General features: G+C 44.1%; 17 protein-coding genes. 6 read left to right on the top strand and 11 right to left on the bottom strand.

Translation table 11 applies throughout. The features are described from left to right. Positions 1-2 precede the first annotated feature (2 nt). The 4 genes from THERU_RS07580 to THERU_RS07565 are packed head-to-tail and all read right to left on the bottom strand — an operon-like array spanning position 3 to position 2481. Positions 3-458, bottom strand: a complete 456-nt coding sequence (locus THERU_RS07580; RefSeq protein WP_025306674.1) for a hypothetical protein — start codon at positions 456-458, stop codon at positions 3-5. After that, positions 459-1187: a menaquinone biosynthesis protein gene (locus THERU_RS07575; protein ID WP_025306673.1), complete on the bottom strand. Its 729-nt coding sequence runs from the start codon at positions 1185-1187 to the stop codon at positions 459-461. It abuts the gene before it with no gap. Continuing rightward, positions 1187-2200: an anthranilate phosphoribosyltransferase gene (gene trpD / locus THERU_RS07570; RefSeq protein WP_025306672.1), complete on the bottom strand. Its 1014-nt coding sequence runs from the start codon at positions 2198-2200 to the stop codon at positions 1187-1189. Before trpD ends, THERU_RS07575 begins: the two co-directional genes overlap by 1 nt. Positions 2201-2202: 2 nt before the next feature. After that, on the bottom strand, positions 2203-2481 hold the full coding sequence (locus tag THERU_RS07565) for a ubiquitin-like small modifier protein 1 (RefSeq protein WP_025306671.1): 279 nt from the start codon (positions 2479-2481) through the stop codon (positions 2203-2205). Between the two features lie 25 nt (positions 2482-2506). Between THERU_RS07565 and THERU_RS07560 the strand changes: the two genes are divergently transcribed. Then, positions 2507-3271, top strand: coding sequence for an ABC transporter ATP-binding protein (locus tag THERU_RS07560; protein ID WP_025306670.1), 765 nt, complete (start codon positions 2507-2509; stop codon positions 3269-3271). Here THERU_RS07560 and THERU_RS07555 read toward each other — a convergent pair. Further along, complete coding sequence (locus THERU_RS07555) at positions 3250-4431, bottom strand: class I SAM-dependent methyltransferase (RefSeq protein WP_025306669.1); 1182 nt, start codon at positions 4429-4431, stop codon at positions 3250-3252. The genes THERU_RS07560 and THERU_RS07555 overlap by 22 nt on opposite strands. 30 nt (positions 4432-4461) lie before the next feature. On the opposite strand from THERU_RS07555, the gene galU reads away from it, so the two are divergent. Next, the gene (galU, locus tag THERU_RS07550) at positions 4462-5349 is read left to right on the top strand and encodes a UTP--glucose-1-phosphate uridylyltransferase GalU (RefSeq protein WP_025306668.1); all 888 of its coding nucleotides are present in this window, start codon (positions 4462-4464) and stop codon (positions 5347-5349) included. Here galU and THERU_RS07545 read toward each other — a convergent pair. Continuing rightward, positions 5315-7924 (bottom strand): BamA/TamA family outer membrane protein, encoded by a 2610-nt coding sequence (locus tag THERU_RS07545; protein ID WP_156916208.1) that lies wholly within the window; start codon positions 7922-7924, stop codon positions 5315-5317. The genes galU and THERU_RS07545 overlap by 35 nt on opposite strands. A 23-nt stretch (positions 7925-7947) precedes the next feature. Here THERU_RS07545 and THERU_RS07540 point away from each other — a divergent pair, with 23 nt between their 5' ends. Beyond that, a complete protein-coding gene (locus THERU_RS07540) occupies positions 7948-9141 on the top strand; it encodes a hypothetical protein (protein WP_025306666.1) in 1194 nt (397 codons plus the stop codon). Between the two features lie 21 nt (positions 9142-9162). Here the strand turns inward: THERU_RS07540 and tpx are convergent, their stop codons facing one another. Both tpx and THERU_RS07530 read right to left on the bottom strand, forming a co-directional pair. Beyond that, positions 9163-9672 (bottom strand): thiol peroxidase, encoded by a 510-nt coding sequence (gene tpx / locus THERU_RS07535; protein ID WP_025306665.1) that lies wholly within the window; start codon positions 9670-9672, stop codon positions 9163-9165. A 68-nt stretch (positions 9673-9740) separates the two neighbouring features. Continuing rightward, the gene (locus THERU_RS07530) at positions 9741-10922 is read right to left on the bottom strand and encodes a pyridoxal phosphate-dependent aminotransferase (protein ID WP_025306664.1); all 1182 of its coding nucleotides are present in this window, start codon (positions 10920-10922) and stop codon (positions 9741-9743) included. A gap of 85 nt (positions 10923-11007) precedes the next feature. Between THERU_RS07530 and THERU_RS07525 the strand changes: the two genes are divergently transcribed. Together THERU_RS07525 and THERU_RS07520 are read left to right on the top strand one after the other, a co-directional pair. Continuing rightward, a complete protein-coding gene (locus tag THERU_RS07525) occupies positions 11008-11238 on the top strand; it encodes a 4Fe-4S dicluster-binding protein (protein WP_025306663.1) in 231 nt (76 codons plus the stop codon). Between the two features lie 20 nt (positions 11239-11258). Further along, entirely contained in the window at positions 11259-11828 is a 570-nt protein-coding gene (locus tag THERU_RS07520; protein WP_025306662.1) for a carbon monoxide dehydrogenase beta subunit family protein, read from the top strand. Here the strand turns inward: THERU_RS07520 and THERU_RS07515 are convergent. Further along, positions 11817-12875: a J domain-containing protein gene (locus tag THERU_RS07515; RefSeq protein ID WP_025306661.1), complete on the bottom strand. Its 1059-nt coding sequence runs from the start codon at positions 12873-12875 to the stop codon at positions 11817-11819. The genes THERU_RS07520 and THERU_RS07515 overlap by 12 nt on opposite strands. 43 nt (positions 12876-12918) lie before the next feature. Here THERU_RS07515 and THERU_RS07510 point away from each other — a divergent pair, with 43 nt between their 5' ends. Then, complete coding sequence (locus THERU_RS07510; RefSeq protein ID WP_025306660.1) at positions 12919-14601, top strand: ABC transporter ATP-binding protein; 1683 nt, start codon at positions 12919-12921, stop codon at positions 14599-14601. On the opposite strand, the gene THERU_RS07505 is transcribed toward THERU_RS07510, so the two are convergent. Together THERU_RS07505 and THERU_RS07500 are read right to left on the bottom strand one after the other, a co-directional pair. Continuing rightward, on the bottom strand, positions 14572-15747 hold the full coding sequence (locus tag THERU_RS07505; protein WP_025306659.1) for a class I SAM-dependent rRNA methyltransferase: 1176 nt from the start codon (positions 15745-15747) through the stop codon (positions 14572-14574). The genes THERU_RS07510 and THERU_RS07505 overlap by 30 nt on opposite strands. After that, positions 15740-16294, bottom strand: a complete 555-nt coding sequence (locus THERU_RS07500; RefSeq protein WP_025306658.1) for a DJ-1 family glyoxalase III — start codon at positions 16292-16294, stop codon at positions 15740-15742. Before THERU_RS07500 ends, THERU_RS07505 begins: the two co-directional genes overlap by 8 nt. Positions 16295-16303 lie beyond the last annotated feature (9 nt).

The following is a 16303-nucleotide window of genomic DNA, read 5'->3' as shown; positions in this document are numbered from 1 at the left end:
TTTTAACCTCCAAGCCTGAGTTTTATTGCGAAGAAAACGACCAAAAGGGAAAGAATGAGGTTCAAAAAGCCCAAAAACCTTGCCATGTAAAGGTTAAACCTCCTTTCGTAAGCTCTCTTTCCAAAATACAGATCATGGGCTAAAGAAACGCCAACCACACAAAAGAAGGCAAATAGCTTGTTCCAAAGGGTTTTAGTGTATGGATTTGAAAGGTCCAAAAGCTGAGAAAAGCCAAGAAGATAATGTATGTTTATCAAGCCGGTTATGAAAAGCCCTCCCAAGGATAAAAAGGTACCGTAAAAGCTAAGGCGCCTTCCCAAGGTTAAAAATAGCTCCTCTCTGTTTTTAAGTCCTCTCAACACAGGTGCTACAACGAAAACCAAAGCTAACATTCCCCCCACCCAGATGCAGGCAAAAAGCACATGAAGAAAGAGGGCTAACTCTTTGAAAGTGAGCATTTACCTATGATTATAGGCTAAACTTCCAAAAAGTTCAAGGGACCTCTCTTTCTCCTCGTCCAAAAAGTAGTCAATGCAGTGATAAAAGTAATCCTTTAGCTCATCCCTTGAGAAACCCTCCACCTTTACCCTTCCTTGTGCAAAATCCTCATAAAAGGCTTTTATGGACTTGAGGGCTAACTCCTCTATGAGCCTATCCAAAGAAGGGTCCGCATCCTTTCTCACCAAAAATAGGGCAAACACAAAGGGTAGACTATAAACCTTGTGCCACTCTTCCGCCAAGTCATAGACATATTCAAACTTGCCCAGCCTTTTCTCATATAATGCATCATCTCCTATTAGCAAAAGGGCATCCGCAGACTCTCTGCTTTCCACATACTCGGGCTTGAGCTTATAAACATCCTCTAAAAGGTGTTTGCATAATATCTTTGAAGTCAAGGAAGCGGGAGTAAGATACACCCTCTTTATCTCCAACATTGGTCTTTTTGAGAATAAAAGAACAGAGCAAACCCTTTGCTTGGAGGCTATGCACAGTCCTGACACAACTCTATATTGGGAGCGATTAAAAAGATACTCCACCGAGGAGACAATGCCCGCGTGAATTTTCCCATATCTAAGTAGAGAAACCAAATAGGACGGCTCCCCTTCCACAAGTTCAATCATTGGGTCCTCAAAGCGGTAAAACAGGGGTACAGTGTTGAGGTAAGACACCTTGCCTACTTTAAACATTAAAGCCTTTTTGATAGATCAATAAACTCGGAGAGTTTCCTTTGGGCTTTACCACTTTTTATGGAGTCCCTTGCCACCTCCAAGGCGGTTTTTAAATCATCAACCATACCAGAAACAAACACCCCAAAGGCGGAGTTCAAAAGAACCATATCAAGGGCGGGAGATGGTTCTCCCTTTAAAACGGACATAGCCACCTTTGCGCTTTCCTCCACAGATTTTACTTTTATGTAGTCTATAGGATAACGCCTAAAACCAAGCTCCTCCGGTGTAAATTCGTATACGCGTACCTCTCCACCACTTACCTCCGCCACGGTAGTAGGGGCGGATATAGAAACCTCGTCAATACCATCCTTCCCGTGCACCACCACCGCCCTTTTTACACCAAGCCTAAGCAAAACGTGGGCTACTTTTTCCACAAACTGGTCTGAAAAAACTCCCAAAAGTTGCCTTTTGGCACCCGCCGGATTGGATAGAGGACCTATAAGGTTGAAAAGGGACCTTATACCCACCTCCCTTCTGGGACCCACCACCCTCTTCATGGCAGGGTGGAAGAGGGGTGCGAACATAAAGCCTATGCCTATCTCCTCTATCATCCTCTTAACCTGCTCTGGTCCCAGGTCTATCTTTGCACCCAAAAACTCTAAAAGGTCCGCACTACCGCTTTTTGAAGAGACAGACCTATTGCCATGCTTTGCTACCCTTATACCCGCACCCGCCAACACAAAGGCGGTTATGGTGGATACATTGAAGGTATCCGAAAGATCTCCACCCGTTCCGCAAGTGTCCACCAGGTTATCCGGGTCCTCCACATTCACCTTAGTGGCTTTTTCTCTGAAAAAGCTCGCAGCGCCCTCCAACTCCTCTACCGTCTCCCCCTTCATCTTCATAGCCATTATGAAAGCACCTATCTGGGCGTCGGTAGCCCTCCCCTCTGTGATATCCTCAAGGCACTGAATTATCTCTCCTTTGGTCAGGTCCTTGAACTCAGAAAGCTTCTTTAGAAATTCCCTCAAGGTTAAAAGCCCCCAGCTATGGCGGGCACAATAGAGAGCACATCTCCGTCTTTCAGTTCTGTGTCTATACCCTTCAGGAACCTTATGTCCTCGTCGTTGAGGTAGATATTGACAAACTTTCTCAACTCTCCGTTCTCATCCAAAAGGCGCTCCTTAAAGCCCGGATAAAGGCTCTCCAGCTTTTCCACAGCCTCTCTGATGGTATGGGCTTCCACCTGCACTTCACCCTGTCCGTTTGTAAGCCTTCTAAGGGGTGTAGGAACTCTAACTATCACAGCCATGGCAAATATTATACTATAAGAGGCTATGGAACCAGTAGTAGAAGTGGAAAACCTCAACTTAATCATAGAAGGCAGGCACATTTTAAAGAATGTCTCCTTTAAGATTAATAGGGGCGAGATATTTACCATACTTGGTGGTAGCGGAAGCGGTAAAACTACAATCACCAAGTGCATAGTGGGGCTGTTAAAGCCCACCAGCGGAAGCATAAAGGTCTTTGGGAAAGACCTAACCCAAATAAATCCATTGGAGCTAAATGGTCTAAGGAAAGAGATCGGCTACGTTTTTCAGGGTGCAGCCCTTTTTGACAGTCTGAAAGTCTGGGAGAATGTGGTTTTTTATTACTTAGAACATTCTAACATGAAAGAAGAAGAACTAAAAGAAATAGCCCTCACTTACCTAAAGATGGTAGGTTTGGGAGAACATACCCTTGAGCTTTATCCCTCTGAACTCTCCGGCGGTATGAAAAAAAGGGTAGGAATAGCCCGGGCTATAGCTACACAACCCAAGCTGGTAATCTACGATGAGCCTACCTCCGGCTTAGACCCTATAACGAGCAGGTTAATAGACAACCTAATAAAAGAACTTAGAGACAAAACCTCATCCACTGCCCTGGTAGTCTCCCACGACATGGTCTCTGCCTTCACCATTTCAGACAGAATTATGATCCTAAGGGAAGGTGAGGTTGTTTTAATAGGCACACCACAGGAGGTTCTGGAAAGCCAAGACCCCTTTGTGAGGGAGTTTTTAAGAAGCGGGCTTGGAGAACTTCAAGCCATCAACAGAGGCTGAAGGAAACTCCTCCTCATAACTGGATAGTTATTGACAACACCCTTGGAAAAGAGAAACTGGAAGAGATGATTGCTACCGTTGTAAAAGGAAACTGCAGATGCCACCAAGTACAATTCCCACATTCTAAAAAACTCTTCTCCATACTTTTCTTTTACATAATCACCCACAGAGTAGAACCTTCTTAGCCACTCCTTAAGGGTAAAGTAGTAGTGAAGCCTCCAATCGTCTATGTCAATCAGGTTAAAGTCTAAGTGCCTTACTGCCCTTAGCACTTCCTCTATGGAAGGAAGGTAGCCACCGGGGAATATGTATTTTCTTATCCACCTGCTTTGCGAAGAAGGATGAACCTTCCCTATGGTGTGTAGCAAAAACAGTCCCCCATCTTCCATTATTTTTGACACCACCTCAAAGAACTTTCTGTGCCTTCCCTTACCCACATGTTCAAACATGCCAACGGAGACAACCTTGTTGAACTTTAAACCTAACTTGGGAAGGTCTTCATAATGCATCAGGTAAACCTCTACCCTACCTTCAAGTCCCTCCTGTTTTATCCTTTCCTTTACATACTCATACTGGTTTTTTGAAAGGGTTATTCCTACTGTAGTTATCGGATAAAGCTTGGCGGATTCAAGGATTATAGAACCCCACCCGCACCCAATGTCCAAAAGCCTGTCTCCTTCCGATAGTTGTAGCTTTTCGTATATGATCCTTCTTTTTTCCTCCTGCGCCTCCTCTAAGGTGCAATCGGGAGACTTAAAAAAAGCACAGGAGTATGTCATAGAACTGTCAAGCCAAAGACTGTAAAAGTCGTTCCCAAGGTCGTAGTGCCTTTGAACTTCCTTCTCTTCTACAAACTTCAACAGCCCTAATATTTTTAATAGGGATCTGAGTGGCATAAACCTTAACTTTTCTCCTCCATCCTTCAAATACTTCGTGCAACCGCGGAGGAACTTTTCCAAGTCTCCAATTATCTGAATGTTTCCTTTCATATAATGCTCACCAAAGCCCATCTCCGGGTCCTTGATTATATCCCTTATAACCTTTGGGTCCTTCACCACCACTTTGCACTTGCCCTCCCCAATAACCCTGCCATCGTAAAGCTCCACAGATAGACCACCTTCAACAAATTTTGCCAAATCTTTTACCAAGTTTTCTATCATTTTTCCACCCTCCGTGTTAGAATAAAATTTATGGTAAGAAAAGCAGTTTTGCCAGTGGCAGGGTGGGGAACGAGGTTCTTACCCGCTACCAAAGCTATGCCCAAGGAGATGTTCCCGATAATTGACAAGCCAGTGATCCAGTTCATAGTGGAGGAGTGCCTGCATGCGGGCGTAGAAAACATAATATTTGTTACAGGAAGACACAAAAGACCCATTGAACACTACTTTGATATAAACACAGACCTTGAAAAACACTTAGAACAGATGGGTAAAGAAGAACTTCTAAAAAACATAAGGGAAATTAGCAGGCTTACCAACCCAATCTACGTAAGGCAAAAGGAACAGTTAGGTCTTGGTCATGCGGTTCTTGTCTCTGAACCCGTAGTTGGAAACGAGCCTTTCATAGTGGCCCTGGGTGATGTGATTATTGAAGGCGAGAAAAACGTAATAAAACGCATGTTGGAAATATACGAAAGGTTTGGCAAAAGCGTAGTGGCAGTCTTTGAGGTAGATAGAAAGGATGTAAGCAAATACGGCATAGTGGATGGAAAGCTAATAGAGGAAGATATATACCTCATAGATGACCTTATAGAAAAGCCAAAAGAGGAGGAAGCACCCTCAAACCTTGCCATAGTCGGTAGATACCTTTTTACTCCAAAAATCTTTGAAAAACTAAAGATCACACCACCCGGCAAGGGGGGAGAGATACAGCTAACAGATGCCATAAGGCTTTTGCTTGAAGAAGAAGTGGTTTATGCCCTAAAGATAGACGCAAAGGTGTATGATACCGGAACACCCCTTGGATACCTCACCACCCTTGTGGAGTTTGCCTTAAAGAGAAGCGACATTCGGGATGAGTTTCTAAAATTTCTTGAAGGTGTGGTCAGTAGATATATCCAACAGACAGGTAAAGTTTGAACTTTTTTAAAAAGTCCCTTTCTCCGGGAAAGGCTAAATCTAATCTTATGGGTCCCACGGGTGTTTTTACGCCACCTCCAAAGCCAAAGCTATGTTTTATATCTCTTGGTAATCGGTTGGAAGATTCTCCCACCCCTCCCACATCATAGAAAGGTACAAAAACAAAGGAACCCTTCAACGGCACCTCCAACTCTACCCTACCAAAGACAAAAGATTTTCCACCCGTTGGACTTCCCACTTCCTCGTAAGAGTAGCCCCTTAGGTTGGTTAATCCACCCAAAAAATACCTGTCAAATATGGGCACCGAGCCCCAAGCGGAGCCTCCGGAGACCTTGAAGCTCAAGTTTAAGTTTGTGGTTATGGGAATGAAGTAAAAGGTGTTAAGTTCTACTTTTGTATAATTGAGATCTCCAGAAGCCTTTAAAAGGTTCAAGCTGTTGTAATGCACCCTACGAGGGTTGAAAATGTCGTCTTTGTACTCCCTCAAAAGAAATAAACCGTATTTATTAAGCCTTGCACTTGTCCCTAAGTATCGGTTATCAGAGATAGAAAAGAATGGACCAAAGGAGGTATATCTGGTTATCCTATAACCCATGCTGAGGGCAAAACCCTGAGTGTTTAAGGTAAATACTCTGCGTTCCTGATAGTCCTTAAAAACATTGCTTTTAAACCAAAGCTTTCGCGTAAAGAGGAAAGGATCTTCAAAATTTAAACTGTATGTTTCTCTTTTTTCACTACTTTTGTAGTTTAAGATGGAGGACAGACCTATACCAAATAGATTTTTTAAACCCAATGTTAGGTCCAAAATCAAACCTTCTTGAGAGTTATAACCCACTCCAAGGTCATAAAAACCTCTTTTGTCTTCTTGCAGTTTTATTAGCCGATGCACCTGCTTTTTATCCGTATCTATAAAGGTATCTATCTTTACACCAATAAAGAGATTGCTACTTATAAAGTTGTATAAGGTTTCGTCTAAAGTTTTCTCCGAGTAAAATTCTTCCCGAACTGTCATGTAAGAGAGTTCCCTATTGCTAGTGATTTTAGTGCCGTAGTAAAGGTCCAAGCCCGCTTTGTATCTAGGCCCCTCTGAAACTTTATAGGTGTATATGTAGTTTATGACATCCTCCTCTTCCTCCAACATAACCTCTGCCTCAAAGCTACCCTCCATATAACCATTGCCTTTAAGGTATTTTTCTATTCTTAAGTTCAACTGCTCTATCAAAGCCGAATCATAGATAGCTGGCAATTTCTTATTAACTTCTCTAAAAATTTTTGCTATATCTTTGTTGTTGCCAATATAGTTTATAGCCTTAAGTATTTGTTTTTTGCCCTTGTTTATATCAAAGGATACGTTTACTAATTTTTTGTCTTTATCAATGTTTGTTTTAATCTCTCCTTCTGCAAGTATATAGCCTTGTGCTTTTAATTGTTCTATCGTTTTTTCTACTTCTTTCTTTAACTCTTCCTCATCGTATGGCAGGGTTTGACCATTTACAATAGCATTGTATCTTTGACCTTCTTTAATGGAAAAGAATATTGTCTCTCCTTCTTGCTTGTATTCTACCTCTACATCAAAAAAACCCTTTGATTGATAGGCATTTACTATGCTTTCTTTAGCCTCTTCCAAGGAAAATATGTCTATTCCCTTTTGAGGAAGTCCTGAAATTTTCAACAGTTCCTGTGGACTAAAAAAGCTATTTCCCTCAAAAAAAGCTTGATATCTTGTCCCCTCATAGACATAAAAAACGGGATAGGCTAATTTTCCCTTACCTGATATTGCCTTTAGTGTGCTTATAGGATGGCTGAAAAGGTTTTTAATGCCCTCCGCCAAGGCGCCTATAAGCCTTAGGGGTCGCCTTTCAATGCTTGGGTCTGTGGGCAGAAGGACCCTCCAAAAGGGCTTTTCCATCTTAGCCCTTTGCAGTCCTTCATAGTAAACAAAGCTGTCCCAAAAGCCAAGGGATAAGTATATATCCTGCAGGTCAAAAACTTTCCTTGAAAGTTCTCCCTCCTTGGCTACCTTTCCTTTTATAATTCCCAAGCGTTCATCCAAAAAGCTTGGGTCTAAGCTGGAGCCCTTGTAAACTCCTCCACCGATGAAAAAAACATCTCCCTCCTTCACTTCTATCTCAATGGAAGCAAACCCAAGCTCGTCAATTTTTATATTTACCTTCGTCTTTGCCTCAATATAGCCCTTCTCTCTGTACAGCTCTTTAAGTTTATCCTCTAAGCTTTTAGGGTCCGTTTCCTTTAGAGGTGCGCCCTCATAGAGGGTCAAATAGTTCAAAATTTCATCCTTCCAAACCGCTACATTACCTTTTACTTTCACGCTTTTTAGTATTGGATACCTCTCCACTTTAATGGTTATTTGTCCATCCTTTTCCTCAACGGTTACATTTTTTACTTCATCCAAACTTTTAAGAATTTCCACGATTGTTTGGTAGTTTTCTTCACTAACCAAGCTCTCAAAGTTATTTTTTGGTAGAGGATAGTTGGAAAGGATAACTACCTCAGAAAAGGCAGTTATGGGTAAGAAAAGGCTAAGGGGAAAAAGCAATTGACTAAAAACTCTCATCGGGTTAAATTATACATTCAAGAATGAGAATAACGGGGGAGCTAAACAAGGCAGAGCTAAACATTGGAAAAAAGGGTGTTGGCTTTAATCCGTCATCCCAAGCGTCAAACTTTGAGGATGTTTTGAATTTAATAAAAGCTGCTGATATCTCTTTCAACCCGGCCATAACTCCTGAGGGTTCTTTGAAAGTTCAAGAGAAAGGGAAAGAAGCTCCAACGACTGGCAAGGGGCAAAAGAGCAACGACTTTCTAACTAACCTCTCAATCTTTGGCTTGTTTGCCTATGGACAGATTAAACAGATCTCTGAAGAAGAAAATGCAAAAGCATACAATGTTCTTAACGGAACTGATACAAACTTATCCACCGAAGAAAAGTTAAATGCTTTGCTGGTACAGCTTAAAAGCTTGAAAGAACAATCTCAAGACACAAATAATGAGCTTTTCCTAGTTAAACCCGAGGCTTCAAACATTAAAGTAAACATCGCACAGTTTTCTACCAAAATTTCTTATCAAACCTTAGAAAATCAAATTCTAACCAATTACCAGAAACTACAAAGCCCTTTGAACATTAACCAAACTAATGCTGGTAATGGTTTGAAAAATAGCGACGAACCTCAAACAGAAGAGTTTGCACAGGGATTTTTTGATGGTTCGGAACTTGAGCTTTATCCAAAGGAAGAGTATACAAAGGCAGACCTACGCAACAATCCTGCTACTATTTCCTTAAAGGTAGCTAAAAATGTTCTTGAGGATTTACCTCAAAGGGTTGAGAAATCTGAGTTATCGCCCATAGAAAAGAGCAAAAAAGAGGAAGAACATTCACACCTTTATAACATGGGAGTTTCTCCCCAAAGGTTTGAAGATAAGATAGAAAATGTCCAAGAGGTAAAAAATACAAAGCACTTCCACACTTTTCACGAGGCTAAGAGTTTGTATGTAAAGCTTGAGGAAGGAGACTTTAGAATAAGGGTAATTAAAGATGCCATAAGTGTTAAGGTGGATTTTAGGGGAGACTTTAGACCGCCCACTGTCCAAGAGGTGCAAAATCTAATAGAAAGTCTCTCTAAGGTAGGTTTTAGAATGGAGATGCTTAGTTTGAACGGTAAAAACTTGCAGTGGGAATTTAGACAGGGGCAAGAGGACAAAAGGGGAAGCAGGTCAAGGGAAGTAAACCTCTATCAAGTTAAGGATAGACAGGAGTTTAGTCTTTATTTATAAAGCCCCCGGAGGGGGAAGGTTTTAGAGTAGTGATTTTACCTTTTCTACCACTTCCTCGTAATTGGGCTCTTGGGTGATTTCTGGCACCAGTTGGATGTAGGCTATGTTTCCTTCCTTGTCTACCACAAAGACCGCCCTTGCCAGTATGCCCTTTAGTGCGCCTTCACAGATTAGAACGCCGTACTTTTCCATATCCCTATAACGGAAGTCGGAGGCTACGGTTATGTTGCCTATGTTGAAGCTCTCGCAAAACCTCTTTTGAGCAAAGGGTAGGTCCATAGATACCACAGTTACATCCACCCCAGACATACCACCCATAAGCTCGTTGAACTTTTTGGTCTCCGTCTCGCAAACGGGAGTATCCAAAGAGGGCACAGTTATGATCACTTGAACTACACCTTTGGCACCGCCAATAACCTTTTCCTGAAGGTCTTTGGTAACCACCACAGCCTCGGGTGCCTTCTGACCCACCTGCAAAGTGGGACCACAAAGGGCAACAGGATTGCCTTTTAAATTAACAGTTTGAGCCATGACACTTCCTCCTTTTTGGTTTTGTCTATATTTTAATGGCAAGTCAAGCCTTTAAAGGATGATAAAGCTCAGCTTTCTAAGAGGGCAAGGGCGTTTTTGAGCCTTTCTATGCCCTCCTTTATTGTATCCTCCGAAAGGCAGTAGGAAAGGCGCAGATAACCTTCCCTTCCGAAGGCAGAACCCGGAACTCCCGCCACTTTACCTTTCTCCAGCAAGAACTCCGCAAGGGCAAGGTCTGAACCCAGCTTAGAGGAATAGTAGCTTAGGTTTGGAAAGATGTAAAAGGCACCCTTTGGTTTTACCACAGAAATGTTGGGGATATCCTTAAGTAAGTTGTAAGCTAAATCCCTTCTTTTTTCAAAGGCAGAACGCATGGTTTGGACAAAGGTTTTGGCGTCGGGATTTTTTAGGGCCTCCAAGGCTCCATACTGGGCAAAGGTGGTGGCGTTGGATATGGTCTGGCTGTTTAGGTCCTCAATTACCTTGGCAAACCTCTCCGGACAGGCAACATAACCAACCCTCCAACCGGTCATAGAGTAGGTTTTTGAAAAGGCGTTCACTGTAAAGGTAATTTCTCGGACCTCCTTTGAAAGACTGGCGGGGCTAACAAACTTCTCTCCATCATAGACAAAGGCTTCGTAGCATTCATCGGAAATAATAAACACATTCTTTGAAAGACAGAGCTCCGCGATCTTTTTTATCTCTTCCTCGGGTACCACCGCACCTGTGGGGTTTGAGGGAGAGTTAAGCACCAAAGCCTTTGTCCTGTTGGTTATGTATGGTTCTATATCCTCCGCCCTCAGGATGAATCCATTTTCTTCTTTTAGTTTGATCTCTACGGGCTTTGCACCGCAGAGTAAAATTTGTTCGGGGTATGTTACCCAGTAGGGGGATGGCAGCAGGACCTCATCACCCTCGTCCAATATGGCACTGAAAACTAAGTAAAGAGCCATCTTGGCACCGGCTGTTACTACAATTTCAGAAGGTTTGTACTCAACGTTGTTCTCTTTTAGGAGCTTTTCTGCTAAGGCTTGTCTTAGGGGAGGTATTCCACCGGAGGGGCTGTACTTGGTTTTACCTTCCTTTAGGGCTTTTATACAGGCTTCCTTGATGAATTCGGGGGTATCAAAGTCTGGCTCTCCGGCGCCAAAACCGATCACATCAAGACCTTGACTTTTGAGCTGATTGACTTTAGCACTGAGGGCTAAGGTTGGGGCGGGCTTTATATGAGAGACCCTCCTTGAAAGCATGGCTTTTTTATTATAAACCTCCTTGACATTTTAAGTCCGTTAAAATAACTTTAAAAGCATTTAGAAAAGCAAAAGGAGGCAGTAAATGTACTATGTGGCAGAGGTTATAAACGAGGAGTGTTCAAAGTATAACTGTAAGCAGTGCACCCTTTTCTGCCCAGAGCCTAACACCCTGATGTATTCGGACGAAGAGCACCATGCTTATGTCAATACGGAGCGGTGTAAGGGCTGTGCTCTATGCGTTTATGTCTGTAGTACCCTTTTAAAGCGTAATGCCATCCGTATGGTTATGCCAGAGGTCCATGCGGGCAAATAAAACACCTTAGGAGGTAAATTATGGCGACTTTAGGTCCTTCAGGATTTTCACCATACCCAGTGGCGGTTTATGAGGGTGTGCTCAATCCACCACCAGGTAAAGCCCTCATGTTCAACGAGATAGTAGATGAAGAAATCGCTATGAGGGAAGCGGCAAAGGCTATGCTTACCCTGCCAAACGCTACCATATTCCCAGGTCCTCAGGTTTTGTATGCGTGGAACGAAGAGGCAAAGGAAAAGGCAAAGCTGGTTAGAAAGATGGCAGAGGTGCTAAACGCCAAGATCATTCCCATGTATGATTACAGGCCCAAGTATCCGAAGATTGATCCTGCGGTGGAGATCAACCCTAACCATCCCAACCTTACCATATGGCACAACAAAATCAAAGCCTGCATATTTGTGGGTGTGCATTGCCACTATGCTAACGTAGCATTAAAGATCATAAGGGCGGAAACGGACTGCTTTACCATAGCCATGTGCGGTATGGCAGGGCACGAGGATGCCATGATCACCCTGAGGGATCAACACATAGAGGAGATGGAAAAGTTTATAAAGATCGCAGAGGAAGTAAAGAGAGAGTTAGGAAAGTAGTTTCTTAAGGTTGTCAAGCAAAGTGGGGGGCTTTTCTACGCCCTCCTCCTTTAACTCCTTTGCCAGTTCTGTTAAAAGTTTCTTTAGCTTTCCGCTTGGGTTTTTTGGTACCTCAATGCGGAAGGTGATAACAAGGTTTCCTTCTGCAGAAAAGCCCATACCGGGAATGGTTTTAGTGGAACCGCACTCGGTTCCCGGTTGAATGAAAATCTCCAATTCTTCACCCTTGAGGGTTTTTATTTTGGTGGTTCCGCCCAAAACCGCCAGAGGGAAGGATATTAGCTTTTCTGTGTGTAAATCCTTGCCCACCTTTTTAAAGATGGGATGGGGTTTTAGGGAGATTCTCAGATAAAGATCTCCGGGTTCTCCGCCCCTTTCTCCTTGATGTCCCATGCCTATCACCTTTAGAACATCCCCTTCGTCAGTGCCCGGTGGGATGTTTACCTTAACGGTGCTGTGCTTGGCTACCCTACCCCTGCCTGCACAGACGGGACAGGGATTTTTTACTATGTAGCCCCTACCTTTGCATACAGAACACGGTCTTGGAAAGCTAAAGATTCCGCTTACCCTCCTACCCGTTCCCTCGCAGGCTGAACAGGGCTCCTTTACCAACTCACCCACATAACCCTTGGCACCACATTGAGGACAATCTATCCATCTTTCGTACTCTACGAGCTTTTCAGTGCCGAGGTATGCCTCCTCCAGGCTAAGCTCAAGCCGGAGTCTTATGTCTTGTCCCCTCTTTGGCTTTGGTGTTCTTCTCATACCCTGCCAGATGCTCTCCAAAAATTCCTGTATATACTCCATAAAATCCCTGTAGCCCTTTTCATCTCCACTTTTCAGCAGTTGGTCATACTGCCGTCTCTTTTCTTCGTCCGAAAGGACATAGTACGCTTCGTTAATCTCTTTGAACTTTTCCTCCGCCTTGGGGTCCGGGTTAACGTCCGGATGCCACTCCTTTGCAAGCCTTCTGTAGGCTTTTTTGATTTCCTCTTTGCTTGCGTTTCTATCTACGCCCAAAATCTGATAGTAATCTTTAAGGGCCATAAGTGAATATTCTAAGCCTTTATGTGCTATGATAACTGATTGAATGGAACATTTGATTTGGGTAGTTAAACGGCTGAGGAACTATTATCTTTACATACTCTTAGCCCTCTTTGGGGTGCTTTTGGAATCGGTTAGCACTGCGGGCATAAGTCTTATGGTAAAGAAGTTGGTGGATGAGGGTATGCTACTACGAAGCTGGGAGGGATTGACCTTTGGGACCCTTCTTCTTCTTGGGCTTGCCCTTGCTCAGCAGTTAGGAAGCTTCCTCGTGTCTTACTATACCAACGCCTACGCAGAAAAGGAGGCAAAGGAATTAAGAAGGCTGGTTTTTGAAAAGCTTCTGAGGTCCTCCTTTTTGTCTGTAAGGGGCTACTCCCTCGCAGAATACACCACGCGAGTTCTTTCGGACCTAAAGCTCTACAGGGACCTAATAGGCTCCTCTGTGGTAAAGCTGGTTAGGGACCCGGCTACTGTCCTTTTGCTCTTTGGTGTGCTCTTATACAGGGATTGGAAGCTGACCCTCACCTTGCTTGCACTTTTGCCCATTATAGCCCTCTCGGTGGAGTACTTTGGAAGAAAAAAGGGAAAACATCTCAGGAGGTCCCAAGAATCTTTGGAAAAGCTCGTGAACAAGCTTGGGGATGTGTTTAGAGGTTATGAAAGCATAAAGACCTTGCCCGCCCAAGAATTACTCTTTGGTTGGTTCAGAGACATAAACGAAAAAGCCTACAGGGCAGGGTTGAGGATGGCATTGTATTCATCTTTTAACTCCGCTTTTAACTATAGCGTGGGCTATTTGGCAACCGCCCTTCTTTTGTTTTACGGTGGTTTAAAGGTCCTTGAGGGAAGTTTGACCTTTGGGGAGCTCCTGTCTTACCTTACCGCCCTTATGCTAATTCAAATGCCATTGGTGGAAACCCAAAAGGGAATAGTGGAGGTAAAGGCAGGTCTGCCGGTAGTCCAAAGGCTCAGGCAAGTGTTAGAACTTGAGGAGGAGATGGAAAAGGGAGTGGAGTTTGTTGGTCTGAAAGAGGGTATAAACGTCCAAAGGCTAAGCGTATCTATTGATGGGAGGGATATTTTAAAGGGAGTTAGTTTTTCCATAAGAAAGGGGGAGAGGGTGGCGGTGATGGGTAGCACGGGCAGTGGCAAGAGCACACTGCTTAGGGTTCTCTGCGGTTTTGTGCCCTACGAGGGACAAGTCTATTACGATGAGAAAGAGCTCAGGGAAATTAACCTTAGCACACTGCGTTCTAAGATCGCCTATCTTTCTCAGGAGAGCTTTGTCCTTTCGGGAACGGTCAGGGAGAACCTCCTTATTGCCAATCCCAACGCAACGGAGGAGGAGATGTGGGAAGCCCTCCGTCTCTCCGCGTGCCACTTTGTGGAAAGCCTTGATGAGGTAGTGGATAAGGAAAGTCGTATGCTCTCGGGTGGAGAAAGCCAAAGGCTGGCGTTGGCAAGGCTCTTTTTGAAAAAGCCCGAAGTCCTCCTTTTGGATGAGGCAACCTCCGCCCTGGATGCCCAAACGGAAAGCTTTGTGCTGAAAAATCTCTTTGAAAAATTTCCCGATACCACCTTCATTGTGGTAGCCCACCGCTTTTCTAACATACTAGCCTGCCAAAGGGCTTTGGTTTTGAAAGATGGTGAGATTATCTTTGACGGCGAGCCCAAGAGGGCTATTGAGGTTTTTCTTTCAGAGGACCTCCAGGTAGATGCCTTTTAAGTACAGTGTGTTTGGCATCTGGAGGATCCAAGGATGGTCTAAGTCCTGAAAGCTTTCACCCACCACCCGCACCTGCTTTTTAACATCCTTGCAGGCTTCCAATATAACAGATAAAAGATGTTCCCTTTGAATATGGAAGGAGCAGGAGTATATGGCAAGGTATCCTCCCGGCTTGGTGATCTGGAGCCCTCTAATGCAGAGTTCCTTGTAGCCTCTCATGGCGTTTTCCACCGTAGCCCTTGTCCGGGCAAAGGACGGTGGGTCTATGACAACCACGTCAAACTTTTCTCCAGCCTTTTGGAGCTTTCTCAAAAAGTGAAAGGCATTGTCCTCCACCCACTCGATGCTATCAATCTGATTTAGCTTGGCGTTCTCCTTTGCCAAGTTTAAGGCCCTTTCGGAAAGGTCCACCGCGATCACCTTGCTGGCACCCTTCTTTTTCATGCTTAGGGCAAAGCCACCCGTATGACAAAATACATCCAAACAAACATCTCCGGGTTTCACCAAGTCCCTTATCATCTTTCTTGCCCTTCTTTGGTCCAAGTAAAAGCCCGTCTTTTGTCCCTTTATCACATCCACAAAGAACTCCAGATCCTCCTCCCATATCTTTATGCGTTCGGGCACCTCTCCATAAAGTACACCCTCCTCCGCAGAAAAGCCCTCTATGTTCATGGCGTAATTGCTCACCCGCAGGTATATACCCTTTGGCTGTAGAACCTCCACGAGGGCTTCTTTAACCCAATCGGTCAGTTTCCACATGCCATAGGTGGTGACCTCCATCACCGCGTACTCGTCATAGACATCCACTATGAGCCCCGGCAGAAAGTCTCCCTCCGAATGGACAAGCCGGTAGGCGTTGCTTTTCAGGTGAAGCCGTTTCCTGTACTCAAGGGCAGACTTTATTCGTTCTTTTATGAGTTCCTTGCTCGGCACTTCATCTTCTTTGAAAGAGAGAAATCTGACCATTATCTTGGTGTTTGGGTTTATGTATCCGTAGCCTAAAAATTTCTTTTTTGAGTCTAGCACCTTTACCAGGTCTCCCGGCTCTGGACTACCTTTTATTTCTTCAATCTCTAAGTTATAGACCCACTGAAAGTACGCCTTTATCTTCTTTTCTACTCCGGGTCTGAGTCTTACTTCAATCATACTTTACAAGCATTCTCTTGGCTACTTCCCTTGCCTTCTCTTTGCCTTCCAGCTTTTCCAAGAGCTTTAGACCAAACTCTAGGGCGGTGCCCGGTCCCTGACTGGTTATAACTCTTTCATCCTCCACCACAGGCATATCTACAAAGACTGCTGGCTTTATTTCCTCCACAAGGGTAGGATAGACGGTTGCCTTCTTACCCTCCAAAATTCCAAACTTTGCCAGGGCGGTGGGTGCGGCGCATATGGCGGAGATGTACTTGCCCTTCTCCTCCATTGCCTTCACAAGCCTTTCTACCCTTGGGTCATGCTTTAGCTTTTCCACTCCGCCCGCACCACCCGGAAGTATCACCATATCAAGTTCGTCTGGGTTTAACTCATCCACGCTAACATCGGGCACGATCTTTACATTTCTGGCACTTGGAACGGGATCCTTTGTTAGCCCTGCGATAATCACCTCTACTCCACCCCTTCTTAGCACATCAATGGGTGCAACCGCTTCCACTTCTTCAAAGCCCTCAGCCAACAAAATGGCTACCTTCTTTGCCATGGCAAAACC

The organism is Thermocrinis ruber (genome assembly GCF_000512735.1).
Taxonomy (GTDB): domain Bacteria; phylum Aquificota; class Aquificia; order Aquificales; family Aquificaceae; genus Thermocrinis; species Thermocrinis ruber.
Note: the sequence above shows the minus strand (reverse complement) of the source record. Positions and strands in the feature narration are given on the sequence as shown.